Genomic DNA, 19189 nt, shown 5'->3' with positions numbered 1-19189 from the left:
ATGAGTTCTTTTTTGTTTATCATACTATTTTATGAAACAAGTTAACTCTTTATATTGTGTTTTGTATAGAAATTTCTGATAATATATAAGTAGAACTTGAAAACAAAGGGGAGAAATAATCATGAAACTAGTCGTTATTAACGGTACACCAAGAAAATTTGGTAGAACTCGCGTGGTGGCAAAATATATTGCGGATCAATTTGAAGGGGAATTATATGATTTAGCAATTGAGGAGTTACCTTTATACAATGGAGAAGAGTCACAACGTGATTTAGAGGCAGTAAAAAAATTGAAAACGTTAGTGAAAGCTGCGGATGGGGTTGTATTATGTACACCAGAATATCATAATGCGATGAGCGGTGCGCTGAAAAACTCTTTAGATTACTTAAGTAGTAGTGAATTTATTCATAAACCAGTTGCGTTGTTAGCGGTTGCTGGTGGCGGTAAAGGTGGAATAAATGCATTAAACAGCATGCGAACGGTCGCTAGAGGTGTTTATGCAAATGCAATTCCAAAACAAGTTGTGCTTGATGGATTACATGTGCAAGATGGTGAACTTGGGGAAGATGCCAAACCATTAATTCATGATGTAGTTAAAGAATTAAAAGCATATATGAGCGTATATAAAGAGGTGAAAAAGCAACTAGGAGTGGAGTGATATGTCCTCACTTTATCATGATTCTCGCTTGTATTACATTCTAGGGGCCAATAGTCTATCTGCTATTGGTTCCGGAATTGTTATGATAACGATTCCGTGGCTGTTAATTAAAGAGAGTGGAGGAGAGACAACGTTTGGTTATGTTTCTATCATTGCAACCCTCATTATGTTTTTATTAACACCACTCATTGGGCAAAGTATTGATCGTTTTTCAAGAAAATCTTTATTGCTATGTAACGAAGGAATCGGAATTGCCGTAATTGGAATAATGGTTATATGGGGATTTGCGGGGCAACCTTATCATTCTATTCACTATATTCTTATTTATATAGCCGGATCATTCTACTATTTATTATTTTATCCTACAATATTTGCGTTCAACCAAGAGATATTTCAAGCGGAACATTATAAAAGTTTAAGTGGAACGATGGAAATACAAGGACAGTTAACACAAGTTATTTCTGGAGCGGCCGCGAGCTTCTTAATTGAAATTGTATCTTTGAAGTGGATTTTGTTAGTAGACATGTTAACTTTTGCTGGAGCATTTTTTCTTTTCTTATGTATACCGTACGTAAAGAAAAAAGAAGTGAAAAGAAAAATAATATTTAAGAAGCAATTGTTTGAAGGAATTCACTTTATGAAAAAACGTCCTAAGCTCTTTTGGTTCTTACTGGCCACTTATATGCCGTTTATAGGTGTTATGATGGCAAATTATTTAATACCAGTTTATATTTCGGATATACTTAAAGTCAATGCCTTTGTATACGCAATAGAGGGGATGATGTACGGTGTTGGAGCGGTTGTTGCAGGAATCTGTATTCCACTCATAATGAAATATGTAAAAACAGAAGTTTCAATCGTTATGACGATGTTCATTTATGTAATTTCAATTACCGTAATGATTATTGAACCTTCCGTAATTTTCTTATATGGACTTGCAATTTTTCATGCAGTTGGAAATGCGGGTACAAGAGTGGCGAGAAATGTATTGATGATGGAGGAAATTCCAAACGAAGTAATGGGACGTGTAGACAGCTTATTTCGCCTAATTGGTACTGGAATACGAATTTTATTATTAATGTTGTTTACAGCGGGTGTATCTAAAGTCGGAGTCATGCTGCCGTTTTACGTATTAAGCTGCATATTGATCTTCTCATTAGGAATCGCTATTTATTATGTACTATCACAACGTAAAGTAGCGGCGCATGTTTCTAATAAATCAATCGTTTGAAAAAACACTTCTGCATCCCTTTCTTTTTCTATATAATAACAAGAAAGGGAGTGAATACTTATTTATGAACAAATGGATCTTTCTTATGATTTTATTATTACCGCCACTATACATCATTTATATGACGTTTCGAATGAACAAAGTTGCTCGTGAAAAGTTGAGCTATCACTCTCCGTACGTTCTTATACTGGGTGCAAAGTTATTTGGAGATAGACCGTCTTTATCTCTTCAAAATCGTTTGGATGTAGCGTTGGAGTATTTATTTTCCCATCCTGAAGCGAAAGTAATTGTTTCAGGTGGTCAAGGAGAAGATGAAGATATACCGGAAGCTCATAGCATGAGAAATTATTTAATGGTACACGGTATAGATGAGAGTCGTATTTTAATAGAAGATCAATCTACAAATACGTATGAAAACTTAAAATTTAGTATGGATTTATATAATGTGAAACATGCGGTAGTTGTAAGTAATACATATCATTTATATCGAACGAAAATAATTGCAAAGCGTTTAGGTATGAAGATGGAGGCGCTAGCTGCTGAAACACCAATTCGTTCTAAGAGAAAAATGTATGTTCGCGAATATGCTGCTATTATGAAAACAATATTGTTCGACCGTTAGAGCTCAAATGCGAGCTCTTTTTTAATTTAAAAGCGTATCATTTGAAATGAATGCCATATTCCATCAAAATAAAGGAAACAACAGTAAAGGAGTTGTGTTTGTGATTCAATTTAATCATGTGTCAAAATCGTATGAAGATGGCACGAAAGCAGTGGATTCATTGCATTTAGAAATTAAAAAGGGAGAATTTTTCGTTCTCATCGGTCCGAGTGGTTGCGGGAAAACAACGACAATGAAGATGATTAATCGTTTAATCGAAACGACTGAAGGATCGATTTTAATCGATGGAAAAGATATTCAACAATATAATATAAACGAATTACGTTGGGATATAGGATACGTGTTGCAGCAAATCGCTTTGTTTCCTCATATGACAATCGCTGAAAATATTGCAGTTGTTCCTGAAATGAGGCAATGGAGCAAAAAGGAAATAAAAGCACGCGTCGATGACTTGTTACATATGGTTGGATTAGATCCGGATATATATCGAGATCGTATGCCTGATGAATTGTCAGGAGGACAAAAACAACGTGTCGGTGTCGTGCGAGCATTAGCCGCAAACCCGAAAATCGTTCTTATGGATGAACCATTTAGTGCGTTAGATCCGTTAAGTAGGGAACAGCTTCAGAAGGATATTGTACAGTTGCAAAAAAAGATTCAAAAAACAATCGTGTTCGTAACACATGATATGCAAGAAGCATTATCACTTGGAGATCGCATTTGTATTATGAAAGAAGGAAAAGTTGTTCAACTAGATACACCAGAAGGAATTATACATAATCCGAAAAATGAATTTGTAGAGGAGTTCATTGGAAATCGTGGACGAACTTGGTATGAGGAGAAAAGTGTAGCAGATGTATTGCCGCTTGATCAAAGTGTGCAATTAGAAGGGCAGGCACTATCATTACATTCTTCTTTAGAAGAAGCGCTAGTTCGTGTGCGTGACGAGGAGGTCGTTCCAGTTGAAGAAAACGGTCAATATATTGGAGCGTTAACAAGTCGTCATATTGTCAATTACATTGTTGAACAAATGAAGGAAAGAGGTTAAACAGTGACTAATTTTATACAAACGTTCCAAGAACGAAAAATAGAATTACTAACTGCATTAAGTGAGCATTTACAAATATCGCTTATTTCATTATTTTTTGCAGTAATTATAGCGGTGCCACTTGGCATTTTATTAACAAGAAAAGAACGAATGGCTGAATTTATAATAGGAACTTCTGCGGTAATGCAGACAGTGCCATCACTTGCATTACTTGGACTATTAATTCCGTTAGTAGGAATCGGAAAACTTCCAGCGATTATCGCATTAGTTGTGTATGCACTATTACCTATTTTACGAAATACATATACAGGAATAAGGGAATTAGATGAATCACTAATAGAAGCCGCGAGAGCTATGGGGATGAATAGTTGGAGAAGGTTGTGGAAGGTAGAACTTCCTCTTGCATTGCCTATCATTATGGCCGGTATTCGTACAGCGATGGTATTAATTGTTGGAACGGCTACATTAGCAGCTCTCATTGGTGCTGGTGGGCTAGGTAAGCTTATATTATTAGGTATAGATCGAAATGATCATGCACTTATCATTTTAGGGGCCGTACCAGCCGCGTTACTCGCTTTATTCTTTGATATAGTACTTCGCATACTTGAACGACCGAAACGCTCTTCTAAGCGTGTTATATTGACGATATGTATAGTTGTAGTAATGATTGCTACTCCATTTCTTTGGAGTACAGAAAAGAAAGATATTGTTATTGCGGGCAAACTTGGATCAGAACCTGAAATTTTAATTCAAATGTATAAGCAGCTTATTGAACAAGATACCGATTTACACGTACAATTAAAACCAGGTCTTGGGAAAACAGCATTTGTATTTGAAGCGTTGAAATCAGGTGAAGTAGATGTGTACCCAGAATTTTCAGGAACAGCGCTATCTACTTTCGTGAAAGAAGAACCAAAGAGTACAAATCGTGATGAAGTATATGAGCAGGCTCGCGTTGGACTGGAAAAGAAATATAATATGATTATGTTGATGCCAATGGAGTATAACAATACATATGCACTAGCCATGCCGAAAAAAATAGCAGATCAAAAGAATATAAATACTATTTCTGATTTAGGGAATGTTGCGCAGGAAGCCAAAGTAGGATTTACATTGGAATTTGCTGATCGTGAAGATGGTTATAAAGGAATGCAAAAATTATATAACTATAAGTTCTCGAATGTTAAAACGATGGAGCCGAAGCTGCGTTATAGCGCAATTCAATCTGGAGATGTTAACGTAATTGATGCATATTCAACAGATAGTGAATTGGAGCAATACGGACTAAAAGTGCTAAAAGATGATAAAGGGTTATTCCCACCTTATCAAGGAGCACCATTATTAAGAAAAGAAACGTTACAGAAATATCCTGAACTTGAAAAGGTATTAAATAAATTATCTGGAAAGATTACAGATGAAGAAATGCGAAAAATGAATTATGAAGTTAATGTGAATGGTAAAAGTAGTGAAGAAGTCGCAAAACAATTTTTACAAAAAGAGAATTTACTTCGTTAAATTTACAAGAAATATACAAATTTATATGTTTGAAATGACCGTTCATTACAAAATGAGCGGTTTTTTTGTGCATACTTATACATTTTTTCAAAAAAGTATTCCATTTTTGTTCATTTTCTTTTAGAATAAGTAATGTTTTCCTGAAAAAATATAAGAGAAACGTCTATTAGAGAAAAAGGTGACTTTAATAGTTGAACGAACATAACACCTAGAATGACAGATGGGGTGGTACAAATAGAAAAGAAATTAGGATTCTTTCCATTAATCGCATTAGTAGTTGGAACGATGGTTGGTGGCGGTGTTTTTAGTTTACCGCATGATTTAGCAGTAGGAGCAAACAGTGGCGCAATAATAATTGGCTGGTGTATTACAGCGATGGGAATGATTCCACTTGCGCTCGTATATCAAACGTTAGCAAGACAAAAACCGGAACTTGAAGGTGGAATTTATAGTTATGCACGTGCTGGTTTCGGTGAATATATTGGGTTTAATAGTGCTTGGGGATATTGGCTAGCAGGAATCTTAGGTAATGTCGCAACAATTATGTTACTGTTTAGTACATTAGGTTATTTCTTCCCAATTTTTAAAGGAGGAAATAATGTTGCGTCAATCGTTGGGGCATCACTTTTATTATGGACACTTCACTTTCTAATTTTATTTGGAATTCGTGAAGCTTCTATTATGAATGTTATCGCAACAATAGGAAAGTTAGTTCCAATCGTACTATTTATCGCTGTAATGGTAACAGCATTTCGCTGGGACACATTTACACATGATTTTTGGGGGGAAGGAACAATCTCAGTTTCCGCTATACTTGGTCAAGTGAAAAATACAATGCTTGTAACACTTTGGGTTTTCATTGGAGTTGAAGGAGCGGTTGTATTATCTGGAAGAGCGAAAAATAGCCGAGACGTTGGTAAGGCAACAGTAATGGGGCTTATTTTAGTAATGTCCATTTATATTTTAATTTCTGTCCTATCAATGGGAGCTATGACAAGAGGCGAACTTTCTGTGTTAGAAACTCCGTCAATGGGACATGTATTAGAGCATGTTGTTGGTCCATGGGGGGCAGGTGCGATTAATATCGGGTTAGTTGCTTCACTTGTCGGTACATTAATTGGCTGGTTTTTACTTGTTTCTGAAATTTCTCATGTAGCAGGAAAAGATGGCGTATTTCCAAAAGTCTTTACGAAAACAAATAAAAAGCAAACACCGCACATGGCATTATGGATTTCAAATGGTGTTGCTCAAATTATATTTATCATCGTTCTGTTTTCAGAATCAACATATCAAATTATGTATTTCATTGCATCAACATCAATTTTATTACCATATTTATTATCAGCGTTATTCCAATTAAAATTAGTCATTACAAACGAGCTAAAAGACGCTAAATTAAAAAATGGAGCGTTAGCTTTAATTGCTTCGATTTACTCTGTATGGCTTCTTTATGCAGCTGGTTTAAAGAATTTACTACTAGTTTCAATTGTGTATGGAATTGGAATTATTGTTTACACGTTTGCAAGAAAAGAACAAGGGAACCGTTGTTTTGCAGGTGCAGAGAGATATGTGATGTGGGCAATTATTGTTGCGGCTATCACATCCCTGTATATGTTATTAACTGGAAATATAAAAATGTAAAAAGTCCTTTTTATTTAAAGGGCTTTTTTCTTTGTTTAGAGAATATTTACTACATAAGATATTCAGGAGGGATGAGAATGGAAGAAAAAGAACAGTTGTCTAGAATAATTGATTTAGCTAGTGAGTTAAGGAAAGTATTAGTGCAAGAATCTTTTTTTAATCATCATCCTGAATTGAGAGGAGTCATTGAAAATTTAGCAAGTTCTGTTGAAAATTTGGCGGAATTACAAAAAAGTAAAGATGAAAATGCTGAAGATCGATTACGTTACGTACTTGCTAAAATGAAAATTGCTCATAATGCAATTTTACAAGAGAAAAAAGCATTTCCTTCTCATTAATATACGTTTTAATTTTGAACCTGGCGGATAACGTCAGGTTTTTTATTTCTAGTTTTTCGTTTCTTTCATACACTAAGAATAGTATGAAAAAAGAAGGTGACTAAGGTGAGATTACATAAAGCTCTTCAGCCAAGTTTTATAAAACGAATGTACTATATGAGATTTTTAGGGAAATTTACAAAAGCTGAGAAAGAGAAGAGTGGAGAGAATTTCTTTGTACAATGCTTATCGCCAATACCATTCACTTTACAGGAACAATTTGCAAATGAACCATATGTATTTGAAGGGGTATGTAGTAATAAAAAGAATGAAAAAATCTTTTCGGAATTAAAGAAGAGGAAATTAGAAAAGCAATTAGTGATGTTTCGTCTTTATTATGAAAGAGGAAATGTATACGTGGAGTTAATATGTACAGAAGAACCGAAAGAAATAGCAAGCAGCTATAAAATGATTCCGGCACCTAAAGTTACAAATAATAAAAAAAGAGAGTCTTTAGAACGAAAACTTAGCAACGGTTATTTATCATTTCTTATGCCAAAATTTCCGAAAGACTTTGAGCCTCCCGAATTATTGTGGCATGATGGAAGACTGTACGGAAACATATCCTTAAAGTCATCAATTAGCTCAATCGCATATTTTGAACAGAAACGGGAATGTAAATATATAAACTGCAGTGACTGGACGAAGTATGTAGAAATAGCGGTAGAAGATCAATTATATTTTGTAAGTGATCATGTGTATGAGCAATTAAAAAAACGAATGCATGAAGAAGGTAAGATAGTTGAAGTAGAGGATATAAAAGTGCAAAAAGAGGAATGGGAATGGGATGAGCGTGAATCGTCCTTTTTACAGTATGTACAAAGTATGGTGCATAATAAAGGGCTATATTTGGATGAAACGGATATTTATAATTTCCATATAAGTGTAAAAACAAATATGTTAACGATTCTTGGTGGTATACCGGGCGTTGGGAAATCACGTTTTGTGCAAACTTATGCAGAAGCATTAGGGTTACAGTATGGGGAGGAATTGGTTTGGATTCCAATTTCGCCATCGTATCAAGAACCACATGATTTACTTGGTTACCTTCATCCGAATGGTACTTTTATTGAAAGTGAAACGAAGTTAGTTAGGACGTTAATGAAGGCGAAAGAAAATCAAAATCAACTGTATATAATCGTTTTTGATGAAATGAACATGTCTCATATTGAGCATTGGTTTACTCCATTTCTCTCTGTTCTTCAACTTGAAACAAAAAATCGTATTTTAAACTTGTATGAGGGTGTTCAGGACATTGAGAATTCAATTCCATCAACAATTGAAATTGGAGAAAATATTATATTTGTAGGTACTGTGAATTTTGATGAAACAACGAAAGAGCTCTCCGATCGATTATTAGACCGAACGAACCTAATAACGTTACAGAAAATTCCGTTTTGTGAGATGGGCATGGAACAGGGGAAAGTCGTATTACACCCACCTTTGAAAGTAACAGCGGGAGAATTTCGGATAAATTGGATGAGAAATAAAGCGATGATTGAAGTGTTTTCTGAAGAAGAATTAGAGCTATTAGATAAGTTGCATGTCGTATTGTCATCACATGATGCGTCTAAGGGAATTTCTTTCCGATGTGCAAATGCAATTGCGACTTATTTGCAAAACATACCGTTCCAAAATAACCATACCTATATGATCAGTAGAGAAGAGGGGTTTGATTTACAAATAAAGCAGCGTGTATTAACGAAAATCAGAGGGACCGAAATGATGGTTGGGTCTTTACTTTCTGAAGAAGCAAAAAGGGGAGCGACCTTAGTACCTCTTTTGCAATCTGCACTTGCAAACAGAGTATCTACATTTGAACATTCTTTAGCATATATACGAGAAAAACGTAGGGAACTGGAGCTGTATGGATATGCAAAATGAAGGGCGTTACGAAACAAAAATCGTTGATACGAATGAAACGCTCCCTTTTGTATTAAAGTTAATCATTGGAAATGAGGGGAAAGGAGATTATATTTTATTAAATCGTCTTTGTACATCTACTACAGCATTGGTTCAATGTATTTATAAAGTACAAGAATTAAAACCAATTAGATTGCAGTATAATTATGAAATCCCAATGAATATTACTTTTATATGGAATAAAGTATATGAGGGACAGAAAAATATAAAAGAGGCTCAATATGAAATAAATGAAAAAAAACAAAGAGTATTAATATATGAACATGGGAAAACAGAATTCTTTTATCCATGGCGCTGCGGTTTATACCATTTTGAAGTGCGCATAGAAGATACAACGTATTATGGCGCTTTTCAAATCGTACCGAAAAACTTTTTTGATGATCAATTTGAAATGATTCAAGACTATGTGAAGTCAATTTTAAATGAGTTGATTTTGGATAGAGGTTATTATAAAAAGACTTTCTCTGCACTTAGCGATATTGAGGATTCTTCTTATTTAGTGTTGCTTAGAAAGTTACCCCAAAAAATGAAAATGATAAAGCAAATCTTTAAGAAAATAGAATCAAGTTCAAAATTTATAAATGCATATAAATGGGAAGGAAAAGAGCGAAAGCCAACAAGAAGAGGAACTATAGTGGCAGAAAGAAAACCTTATGCCAAACATTATAATCGTAAGTTTATAGAACAAAAAAATAGTAAGGAAAATGCATTTCTTAAATATAAAGCGATGCAATTTTATCATTATTTAATTGAAGCTAAAAGTTTTTTACGTCAAACAATTGAAATCTTAGAAAGAGAAAAAAAGAAAAAATCAGAAGAGTTTCAAGCCGTAAAAACGATTATACAAACAATTGAGCGAAATGGATCGGTAACCGATAGAGAGAAGCAAAAATATAAAAATATACATTTACTAAAAGAAGCCGATTTACGAAAGAGCTCAATGAAAATACAAGAATATAAAATATTGGCGCATATCGTGCATGAAAATGTACAATACTTTCAAATGTTAATGCACTCTTCGTTTTGGAGGGAAGTTACTGAAACAAGTAACATGAACTTACATGATTTACCGATACCACATCAACAATTACTACATCATTTAGAAGTACTCCCGCAATATACGGATCAATCTCCATCGTTATTATTTGTTTATAAGCCAACGTTTTTAGTGTATGAATATTACGCTTTTTTTATCGTTATTTCAATTTTAGAGCAAATTGGTTTTGAGGCTAGAAACTCAATTCGTGAACAAATACAAGAACATTTTTATGTAGATGGATTACAAGATGGAACGACAGTAGTTTTAGAACGAGATGATATAAAGGTGCATGCCGCATTTAATGATTTAATTGAAACACATCCTCTTATTGCATTAAGTAAAGGTAGTAATTTTTACAATGGTGAGGATACGAAGAAGCCAGATATTCGCTTAGACTGTTATGTAAAAGAAGATGGGAACTACGTATATAAATCTTCTATTATTATTGAAGTGAAATACAGTCCAATGTACAATATTTTTCAGCATGTCGGAAATACAAAAGCAACTGAGCAAATGTATAAGTACTGGTCTATAAAGTATGTAGAAGAACAGGATGGAAAGCGAGTCTATTATCGAAGGTCAATTTATGAAGTCATTTGTGTATATCCAGGAAGCCATATGCATAGTAAAAAAATTGAGTCTGGATGCGGTGTTTTCTTGCAGTTATATCCATATAAGACGAAACAAGGGGAAGAGAAATTAGCTGGAAAACATGGGATGGTACAAATTTTTGAAAAATGGTTAAAAAGCATTCAGAAGTAAAAGAAATCCTTTTTCATAAAGGATTTTTTTAGATTAAGAAGAATTATATGCTGTATGGAAAGAAACATAATGTAATTTAGGTTTGAAAAGTGATACGAATGTGTTATTAAAAGGAATGTGAGCGCGGGATAAAAGTCGATTAAATTGGAATCTAATTCACTTTGCAGAATATAATAAGTCATAAATATTTTTAGTTGCATACGAAGATTTGTTCTTATATGATAGATAGTGAAAGCGTTATCAAAAACAGAGCGGCGATGGGAAAGGCGGTTAAATATGTTCCAGCGTGTTCAAACAAAGGAAGAACATTTTGGGTTCGAGCAACTATGGGGAGATTTTTGTGAAGAAAGAAACTTAATGTTTGTAGAACGTAATTTAAATCCATCACGATTTTTATTAATAGAAGATGAACATCCTATTGGTACAGTAGAATGTATTAAGTATACGGTACCTGAACAATCAAATTCTGAGTTTTTCTATCCGTTTTCTAAAAATGATTTAGTAAAAGATTTGAAGAATGTGTATGAAATAGGCAAGTTAAGTATTTCGAAAACATCTCGTGGGAGAGGACATTTCAAAAGGTTAACAGCTATTTTATTTATACATGCGTTAGAAACAAAAGCTGAATGGTACATTGCAGCAGTGACAAAAAGAATGTATATGTATTTACTTACACTCGGTTTTCCAATTGAACCGATAGATAATCCATTTCAGTTTCATGATACTTTACAAGGTGTACCAGTAAGAATTCATGCTCGAAAAGGGGTTACGCATTTGTATTCTTTAAAAGAATTTCGTGATGTGATTCAAGGGAATGCTCATGCACAGGCATTAATTGCAGAATACAGTAAAAATATTATGTTAACGAAATAAAACGAAGTGAATATGTATAATAAAGAGAATAATATTTTTATAAGATATAACTCTTCATTAAAAAAGACCCTTATTATTTTAATAAGGGTCTAAAAATTATAATCCAAATATACTAAAAATCATTTTGCGGCGCTTCGGTTTCTTTTCTCGTTCGTATGTTGGTTTTGAATCAGGAGTAATATAAATGGGTTCTTCTTTCGTTAGCGCAGCTTCTAACTTTTGAATTCGCTCTAACATTTCCTCCATTTCACGACGGTGTTGTAAAAGTTGGTACGTGACGACATCATTTGCCTTATCTTGCATTTGTTCTTCCATTCGATCGAGCCTTCTTGTAATAGTGTTTAATTGATTAGCTAATTGCTCAAAATCATTCGATGATATGTTTTGAACAATTGTATTGACTTGAGTTTTTAATTCTTCAACCTCATTTGAGGAAGCCTTTTGAGTAGGTTGAGGATTTTGAGACTGCTCTATTTGAAATAGATGGTGTTCTAACATTTGATCGACATCATCTTGTGTGAAAATAAAGTGGCCATATTTGTTTTTTTCTATCGTAAGATTTAATTGTTGCGCGATCCGGACAACAGCCTTTGGGCTAACACCTAATTTTTTTGCGATAAATGGTGTTTTATATTCCAAAATAATCCCTCCTATATATATCCTGTTGAATGATTTCGAGCTATGAAGTAAGTTCCCTTCTAGTGCGACAAAAGAAGTGTGGAATCGGCAAAGAAAGTGTTTTTTCACGAAATTGAGTTGAGAAGAATAGTTCGTTTAAATAAAAATGTTTTATCGTAACATTTAGAATAATTTGACTAGTGTAAATGAATTAGATTATCATAATGATAAATATCTTTTTTATGTATGCATATAATATATAAAAAGGTGGTTGCTAATGTAGAATTTTGTTAGAGTATTAGAATGCTTACTTCACTTGAATATAATTAAGTAGGAGGTGGCTTCCTTGCTTACAATGTAAGTAAGGAAAAGTATTTGGACATATATAGTATAAGTATAGTGATTGTTTTAATTGCCTTAACGGCATTTTTCGTTGCAGCAGAATTTGCAATTGTTAAAGTGAGAAGTTCACGAATTGACTATTTAATTGCAGAAGGAAATAATCGTGCAACATCGGTCAAAACAGTCATTACAAACTTAGACGAATATTTATCTGCTTGTCAGCTAGGAATTACTGTTACAGCTTTAGGAATTGGGTGGTTTGGTAAACCTGCGTTAAAGCAAATGTTTGATACGCTTTTTGCAAATTGGAATATCTCTACTCAACTAGCAGACATTTTTGCTGTAATTTTAGTATTTTTTTTAATTACTTTTTTACATGTTGTAATAGGGGAATTGGCCCCAAAAACATTTGCAATTCAAAAATCTGAACAAGTAAGTTTGCTTGTTTCTAAGCCGTTAATTTTCTTTTATCGTATTGCATTCCCATTTATTTGGATATTAAATGGTTCAGCTCGAATCATTACGAAGTTGCTAGGGTTGAAACCGCCGAAGGGGCATGATGAGGTTCATTCAGAAGAAGAATTACGGTTGTTAGTTTCAGAGAGTTATAAAAATGGTGAAATTAATCAATCTGAATATAAATATGTAAATAAAATTTTTGAATTTGATGATCGGATTGCAAAAGAAATAATGGTACCTCGAACCGAAATGAATATTATAAGTAAAGAAATGCCTGCTGAAGAAGCTTTGCAAAAAATGTCTCGTGAAAAATATACAAGGTATCCAGTTGTTGATGGCGATAAAGACCACGTAATAGGTTTTGTGAATTTTAAAGATATTTTTACTGAGTTTGTACAACATAAAGCTGTTAATAAAAAGACAGTAGAGCAATATATGAGACCAATTATTTTAGTTATCGATTCTATCCCAATTCATGATTTGTTTTTAAAAATGCAAAAAGAAAGAACACATATTGCTATATTGATAGATGAATATGGTGGGACATCTGGACTTGTTACTGTTGAAGATATTCTGGAAGAAATTGTTGGAGATATTCAGGATGAGTTTGATACGGATGAGCAGCCAGAAATTCAACAAGTTAGTGAAACGAAGACGATACTAGAGGGAAAAGTACTTGTTAGTGAAGTGAATACGTTATTTGGTTTAGGGATTGATGATGATGGTGTTGATACAATTGGTGGTTGGATTTTAACGAAGAATATAGAGATTGCTGAAGAGGATTCCATTGAAATTGAAAATTATAAGTTTTGTGTGAAAGAATTAGATGGACACTATATAAAAAGATTGGAAGTTACAAAGATAGTAGAATCGATTGTTATTTTAGAAGATGAAAAACAAATTTCATTACAAGAGCAAATTAGCTCGTAAACTCTGCTAAATAGCAGAGTTTTTTTGAGCATAATGTTTTTTGAGGGATAGGGGCTATGATACAATGACATAAGCCAGACCTTTCACTAGGTGAATTATTGTTGTATACATATATTTGGAAGGAGAAGAAGTATGAAAAAGCATTTATATATAAATGGAGATTGGAAATCTGTAAACACGTATAAACCATTATACGCACCATATTCTGAAGAAATATTAGCAGAAATTGCACAAGGAACGGAAGAAGATGTAAAAGAGGCTGTTATTGCTGCAAAAAATGCAATGACAAAAATGAATAAATTATCCGCATATGATCGTGCGATTATTTTAGAGAAGGTTGCACAAAAAATGGATGAAAGAAGAGAAGAATTTGCAGAGATTATTGCAAAAGAAGCTGCAAAACCAATACGTGCTGCTAGGGGAGAAGTGGATCGTACTGTTCAAACATACAAATTTGCAGCTGAAGAAGCGAAGCGTATATATGGTGAGACATTGCCATTAGACGCCGCACCTGGTGCGGATGGGCGTATTGCATATACAATCCGAAAGCCGATTGGTGTAATAGGGGCTATTACACCATTTAATTTCCCATTAAATTTAGTTGCGCATAAAGTTGGACCTGCAATTGCTGCCGGAAATACAGTTGTGTTAAAGCCAGCTGATCAAACGCCATTATCATCTTATGCATTAGTTGAGTTATTTGAAGAGGCAGGATTGCCAAATGGAGCTTTAAATATCATTTCTGGTCCTGGCTCCACGGTGGGTGAGGCAATCGTTAAAAATGATTATGTTGCTTCTATTACTTTTACCGGAAGTCCAAAAGTTGGAATCGGAATAAAACAAAAGGCTGGGTTAAAACGAGTTACGTTAGAACTAGGATCAAATGCTGCTGTTATAATTGATGAAGATGTAGAGTTAACAGATGAAATCATTGAACGTGTAAAATGGGGAGCATTTGTTAATAATGGGCAAGTTTGTATTTCCGTACAACGTGTTTTTGTACATGAAACGAAAATGCATGAATTTCTTTCGAAGCTAAAGAAAGCGATGGAATCAGTAGTTGTTGGTGATCCACTGCTTGAAGAAACGGATGTATCAGCTTTAATTTCAAAAAAAGATGTAGAGCGAATTGATATGTGGGTTCAAGAAGCAATCAAGGAAGGAGCAACTATTTTACACGGTGGTAAGAAGCGGGATGCAAGAATTTTTGAACCGACTGTATTAACAAATGTTCCAAATCATGTATCTGTGCAGTGCCAAGAAGTATTCGGTCCACTCATGACAGTAAATACATTTAAAGAATTTGATGAAGCGATTGAGCAAGTAAATAATTCGCGTTACGGCTTACAGGCAGGAGTATTTACAAATAATTTATTTAAAGCAATGCGTGCAATCGATGAGTTAGAGGTTGGTGGTGTCATGATTAATGATATTCCAACGTTCAGAGTAGATCATATGCCTTATGGTGGTGTGAAAGAAAGTGGCACGGGGCGCGAAGGAATTAAATATGCAATAGAAGAAATGACAGAAATGAAATTAGTATGTATTAAAAAATAAAGTAGAAAAACTTAAACTTTGCGCTAAAAAACGAGTAGGAAATGTTTACGATTCCATACTCGTTTTTTACGCTTCTAGTAACTATTTAATTAAGTGTAACTTTTACTTCATTTCTTGTTTGAAAATAGTATCTTCTACATAAATTTGTTCTTTATCTACAGCAGTAGCATGAGTTAATACTAAACCGATTGGTGTTTTTGTATCTTTATTTTGAACAATTGTAAAAGGAACATTTTTTTCGTTTGCTAATTTAATGTATTTTGATAAATGTGGGTAAGCAATGCCACCATTTAGGAGGAGTTGTAATGATTGAGAAGAGCGCATGCTACCCGCCACTTCAGAGTATACATTACTTTGCATTACTTGACCGATCGTTAAAGCGATTTCTACACGCTCACGTAATGTAGTTAAATACATATTACGTTCTTCTGGTTTGTTTTGCTTTTGGCCGTAAATGCCTTCTTGGAGATAATCTTCCACATTTTTATTTACCATATTTTTCACACCTTTCATTTTCTATTGTACGCAAGAATTAAAAATGATGCAAAAAAAAGTCGTGTTGACTACGGAAATAATGAAAATGTGTGAAGGAAAAAGGGTATTTGCATACAATTAGTTAAATAAGAAAGAAAAAAATAATTTTATCAACAGAAATTAACAAAATGTGACAAAAATCTATTAACGAATCATCTTTTTTGTGTTAATATTCAAAATATAAAGGGTATTCGTCGTATGGAAATGGAGGGAATGGAGGTTTTTCCAATCGATAAGGATATTAAAGAAATATTTTGTTCACACTTGAAAAACAATAGGCACCAATTCGTAGAGAACTGGAAAAACAAAATGATAATTTCCGAAAAAGATCCATTTAAACTAGAAGTAGTTCAAAATGGAGAGGATTTACTAGAGTTGATTATCGAACTTACTATGGAAGATAAAGATATAAATTATCTTCAACCGTTATGCGAGAAAATTGCTATTGAACGTGCTGGAGCAGATGCGAATATTGGAGATTTTGTTTATAACGCAAACGTGGGAAGAAATGAACTTTTCGAAGCGATGTGTGAATTAGATGTTAGCGCTCGTGAATTGAAACCAATTATGGCAAAAATACATACTTGTTTTGACAAATTAATTTATTATACCGTTTTAAAATACTCGGAAATTATATCGAAGAATTTAGAGGAAAAACAGCAATATATTAATGAAACACATAAAGAAAGGCTGACGATTTTAGGGCAAATGTCAGCTAGTTTTGTACATGAATTTCGTAATCCGCTTACTTCCATTATGGGATTTGTCAAACTATTAAAGGCAGATCATCCGAGTTTATCGTATTTAGATATTATTTCGCATGAATTAGATCAATTAAATTTTCGTATTTCGCAATTTTTACTCGTATCGAAAAAAGAAATGTGGAATGAATCGGAACGGTTTTGGCTTAATGACTTGTTTCAAGACATTATACAATTCTTATATCCGAGTTTGGTCAATGCGAATGTTTCAATTGAAAAGAATTTACCGTATCCAATTCCGCTTGTTGGTTATCGAAGTGAAGTGAGACAAGTATTTTTAAACATATTAATGAATTCAATTGATGCTCTTGAATCAATGAAAGAAGAACGAAAAATTATCATTGATGTATTTGAAGAAGATCAAGCTATTCGAATTGTGATAAAAAATAATGGACCAATGATTCCTGCTGAAAATGTAGAAACGATTTTTGAACCGTTTGTAACTACTAAAAAGTTAGGAACTGGTATTGGCTTATTTGTATGTAAACAAATTGTGGAAAAACATAATGGGTCCATTATGTGTCGATCAGATAACGATTGGACAGAATTTCAAATTGCATTTCAAAAATAAACAGTCTACACCAAATGAATGGTGTAGACTGTTTTAATTTGTGAGTATAACGGCTTCTAATTTAGGATCTTTAGTTGAATAACCTACTATTGAAATTGTATAAATAACATTTGGTTCAACATTGAATTTCGGTATAGTCAATAAAACGTTTTTATTATCTGCGAGTGAAATTTCAATATCCGCTGTACCGGGGCTAACTTGCAAAAAATCTGTTATCTGTTTAAAGATTACATTTTCAAATAAATGATCTCCATCTTTTAAATCGACATTTACAACAGGGGTATCTGGAGAGAAATGTGCAAAGCGTATTTTGGCTTGACCAGCTGGTAAATGTGTATTATCAAGTATAGGCTGTAATTGTAGGTGGTTATCACTATTTATTGCAGCAAGAGTATAAGTATGATTTCCCATTATTGGTACCAATGCTGAAAAGATTGGAGTTTCATTTCCGACAGGGACAATATCTATACGGTATTTACCTTGTACTAATGATAAATAAGGGCTGAATTGCTTAAATGAAATATTTTTAATAACTTTTTGTCCGTTTACTAAAATGTCAACCGCCGGTATATTTGGATCGGCATGAAAAATTCTTATATGTGACGGTAAAGTAGCTTCTTGTGAATCCCTTGTTTCATGCGCCTGTACAAGTTTTGAAAGTGCATCGCAATATTTCATATATAATTCTATATATTTTTTAGGATTACGAAACTGATAGTAACGTGCGAGCTGTTCGTATTGCGTAACTTCTTGTCCATATTTTTCAATTTCAGATTGAGACATGAACATTCCTCCTTTGTCATCATTAAAATTATATGCGAAGCAAGAAAGCGGTTATGCGAAAAAATGATTTTATAAAGGGGAAAATTAAAAATTTACAACAAATATGTTGTCATAAAGAGGTGCTTGTGCTTACGAGTATTTTGCAGAGTAAAGCAGTACATATGATTGCACGAAAGTAAAATAAATGCCAAATTGAAAGTGCATTCCAATAACATATTGAATACATGTCCAGCAATCGCTAGAAAACTAGGGTTTTTTTTAATTATAGGCAAATACACATACAAAGTGATAATTGTCCTACATAAATTATAAAGGAAAGGTAGTTTGAATCTGAGGAAAGGGGTGCCACTTCGGGATAGGGATATCCTGATAGTAATTGTGAATGAAGTTATGAAAAGGTTTTGTGTTATAGGCTGTAGGATGAATTTGTAAACTTGATTTTTCTATTTATTTTAGCAATTGACAGTATTAACCCATAAGAGAGCGTCATGACGAACTGATTAATGTGGTTAATCGGTTCTTTTTTTATAGTTTAAAAATGAAAAATTTACATATTAAATATGAATCTGAACTGATTAGAAAGGTGTAGCGTTGTCGAAATTTGTTTTAAAATATGCAATTTAAAGTAGGATAATAGGAAGGAGTTTAACGGGAGTTCCGTCGAAGTGTACAGAATGTCGGCATTTGAGGGCAGCTGGCATTATGCTATAAAAACATTTGGTGATGTAGTCATTTCATATAAAAGGGAGGGTTACTTGGGCGTATAGAAAAGGGTTGGTCTTCATTTCAAGTTCTGAATTTTCTGTTTTATAGGTATTTTTAAGCACTCATTTGTATATTTTATAATAGTTTTTTGATAAATTCACTGCTTTTGCAGAGGATTCTTTTTTATGAAAGAAACGTCAATTTTCTTCATATATATATACAAATTGGAGAAATGGGGGA

General features: G+C 33.5%; 16 protein-coding genes. 13 read left to right on the top strand and 3 right to left on the bottom strand.

The window, feature by feature from the left end; translation table 11 throughout:
* Window positions 1-121: 121 nt before the first annotated feature.
* The 10 genes from N2V92_RS23995 (at window position 122) to N2V92_RS23950 (ending at window position 11689) form a co-directional block, all read left to right on the top strand.
* Window positions 122-658, top strand: coding sequence for an NADPH-dependent FMN reductase (locus tag N2V92_RS23995; protein WP_000780355.1), 537 nt, complete (start codon window positions 122-124; stop codon window positions 656-658).
* A 1-nt stretch (window position 659) separates the two neighbouring features.
* Window positions 660-1889 carry an MFS transporter gene (locus N2V92_RS23990; RefSeq protein ID WP_016077771.1) on the top strand — a complete coding sequence of 410 codons (1230 nt, stop codon included), beginning with the start codon at window positions 660-662 and terminating at the stop codon, window positions 1887-1889.
* Window positions 1890-1953: 64 nt separating this feature from the next.
* Complete coding sequence (locus N2V92_RS23985) at window positions 1954-2511, top strand: YdcF family protein (RefSeq protein ID WP_001045718.1); 558 nt, start codon at window positions 1954-1956, stop codon at window positions 2509-2511.
* Window positions 2512-2611: 100 nt separating this feature from the next.
* Window positions 2612-3559 carry an ABC transporter ATP-binding protein gene (locus N2V92_RS23980; RefSeq protein WP_000614075.1) on the top strand — a complete coding sequence of 316 codons (948 nt, stop codon included), beginning with the start codon at window positions 2612-2614 and terminating at the stop codon, window positions 3557-3559.
* A 3-nt stretch (window positions 3560-3562) separates the two neighbouring features.
* Window positions 3563-5074 carry an ABC transporter permease/substrate-binding protein gene (locus tag N2V92_RS23975; RefSeq protein WP_016077770.1) on the top strand — a complete coding sequence of 504 codons (1512 nt, stop codon included), beginning with the start codon at window positions 3563-3565 and terminating at the stop codon, window positions 5072-5074.
* Between the two features lie 213 nt (window positions 5075-5287).
* The gene (locus tag N2V92_RS23970; protein ID WP_000129439.1) at window positions 5288-6715 is read left to right on the top strand and encodes a basic amino acid/polyamine antiporter; all 1428 of its coding nucleotides are present in this window, start codon (window positions 5288-5290) and stop codon (window positions 6713-6715) included.
* A 77-nt stretch (window positions 6716-6792) separates the two neighbouring features.
* A complete protein-coding gene (locus N2V92_RS23965; RefSeq protein WP_000391447.1) occupies window positions 6793-7053 on the top strand; it encodes a hypothetical protein in 261 nt (86 codons plus the stop codon).
* A 105-nt stretch (window positions 7054-7158) separates the two neighbouring features.
* The gene (locus N2V92_RS23960; protein WP_001236574.1) at window positions 7159-8976 is read left to right on the top strand and encodes an AAA family ATPase; all 1818 of its coding nucleotides are present in this window, start codon (window positions 7159-7161) and stop codon (window positions 8974-8976) included.
* Window positions 8966-10816, top strand: coding sequence for a hypothetical protein (locus N2V92_RS23955; protein WP_002082856.1), 1851 nt, complete (start codon window positions 8966-8968; stop codon window positions 10814-10816). The genes N2V92_RS23960 and N2V92_RS23955 overlap by 11 nt, the downstream gene beginning before the upstream one ends.
* Before the next feature lie 276 nt (window positions 10817-11092).
* On the top strand, window positions 11093-11689 hold the full coding sequence (locus N2V92_RS23950; RefSeq protein WP_000487795.1) for a hypothetical protein: 597 nt from the start codon (window positions 11093-11095) through the stop codon (window positions 11687-11689).
* Between the two features lie 96 nt (window positions 11690-11785).
* On the opposite strand, the gene racA is transcribed toward N2V92_RS23950, so the two are convergent.
* Window positions 11786-12328, bottom strand: coding sequence for a chromosome-anchoring protein RacA (racA, locus tag N2V92_RS23945; protein ID WP_000456012.1), 543 nt, complete (start codon window positions 12326-12328; stop codon window positions 11786-11788).
* 354 nt (window positions 12329-12682) lie between these two features.
* Between racA and N2V92_RS23940 the strand changes: the two genes are divergently transcribed.
* Window positions 12683-14038: a hemolysin family protein gene (locus N2V92_RS23940; RefSeq protein ID WP_000356245.1), complete on the top strand. Its 1356-nt coding sequence runs from the start codon at window positions 12683-12685 to the stop codon at window positions 14036-14038.
* Between the two features lie 132 nt (window positions 14039-14170).
* Complete coding sequence (locus N2V92_RS23935; RefSeq protein ID WP_000716437.1) at window positions 14171-15595, top strand: aldehyde dehydrogenase family protein; 1425 nt, start codon at window positions 14171-14173, stop codon at window positions 15593-15595.
* 102 nt (window positions 15596-15697) lie between these two features.
* On the opposite strand, the gene N2V92_RS23930 is transcribed toward N2V92_RS23935, so the two are convergent.
* Window positions 15698-16090, bottom strand: a complete 393-nt coding sequence (locus N2V92_RS23930) for a YueI family protein (protein WP_000247560.1) — start codon at window positions 16088-16090, stop codon at window positions 15698-15700.
* 237 nt (window positions 16091-16327) lie between these two features.
* Here N2V92_RS23930 and N2V92_RS23925 point away from each other — a divergent pair, with 237 nt between their 5' ends.
* The gene (locus N2V92_RS23925; RefSeq protein ID WP_000425087.1) at window positions 16328-17461 is read left to right on the top strand and encodes a BA2291 family sporulation histidine kinase; all 1134 of its coding nucleotides are present in this window, start codon (window positions 16328-16330) and stop codon (window positions 17459-17461) included.
* Window positions 17462-17494: 33 nt separating this feature from the next.
* Here the strand turns inward: N2V92_RS23925 and N2V92_RS23920 are convergent, their stop codons facing one another.
* A complete protein-coding gene (locus tag N2V92_RS23920; protein WP_000083277.1) occupies window positions 17495-18244 on the bottom strand; it encodes a DUF4397 domain-containing protein in 750 nt (249 codons plus the stop codon).
* Window positions 18245-19189: the final 945 nt, after the last annotated feature.

The organism is Bacillus sp. CH_48 (assembly GCF_038008465.1).
Classification (GTDB): domain Bacteria; phylum Bacillota; class Bacilli; order Bacillales; family Bacillaceae_G; genus Bacillus_A; species Bacillus_A thuringiensis_S.
This window is presented reverse-complemented; position numbering and strand designations above follow the sequence as displayed.

What these genes read in the sequence shown, in the direction of transcription:
- N2V92_RS23995 (WP_000780355.1), top strand. Translation starts at nt 122, where the DNA reads ATGAAACTAGTCGTTATTAACGGTACACCAAGAAAATTTGGTAGAACT.
- N2V92_RS23990 (WP_016077771.1), top strand. Translation starts at nt 660, where the DNA reads ATGTCCTCACTTTATCATGATTCTCGCTTGTATTACATTCTAGGGGCC.
- N2V92_RS23985 (WP_001045718.1), top strand. Translation starts at nt 1,954, where the DNA reads ATGAACAAATGGATCTTTCTTATGATTTTATTATTACCGCCACTATAC.
- N2V92_RS23970 (WP_000129439.1), top strand. Translation starts at nt 5,288, where the DNA reads ATGACAGATGGGGTGGTACAAATAGAAAAGAAATTAGGATTCTTTCCA.
- N2V92_RS23965 (WP_000391447.1), top strand. Translation starts at nt 6,793, where the DNA reads ATGGAAGAAAAAGAACAGTTGTCTAGAATAATTGATTTAGCTAGTGAG.
- N2V92_RS23955 (WP_002082856.1), top strand. Translation starts at nt 8,966, where the DNA reads ATGCAAAATGAAGGGCGTTACGAAACAAAAATCGTTGATACGAATGAA.
- N2V92_RS23950 (WP_000487795.1), top strand. Translation starts at nt 11,093, where the DNA reads ATGTTCCAGCGTGTTCAAACAAAGGAAGAACATTTTGGGTTCGAGCAA.
- N2V92_RS23935 (WP_000716437.1), top strand. Translation starts at nt 14,171, where the DNA reads ATGAAAAAGCATTTATATATAAATGGAGATTGGAAATCTGTAAACACG.
- N2V92_RS23930 (WP_000247560.1), bottom strand. Translation starts at nt 16,090, where the DNA reads ATGGTAAATAAAAATGTGGAAGATTATCTCCAAGAAGGCATTTACGGC.
- N2V92_RS23925 (WP_000425087.1), top strand. Translation starts at nt 16,328, where the DNA reads ATGGAAATGGAGGGAATGGAGGTTTTTCCAATCGATAAGGATATTAAA.
- N2V92_RS23920 (WP_000083277.1), bottom strand. Translation starts at nt 18,244, where the DNA reads ATGTCTCAATCTGAAATTGAAAAATATGGACAAGAAGTTACGCAATAC.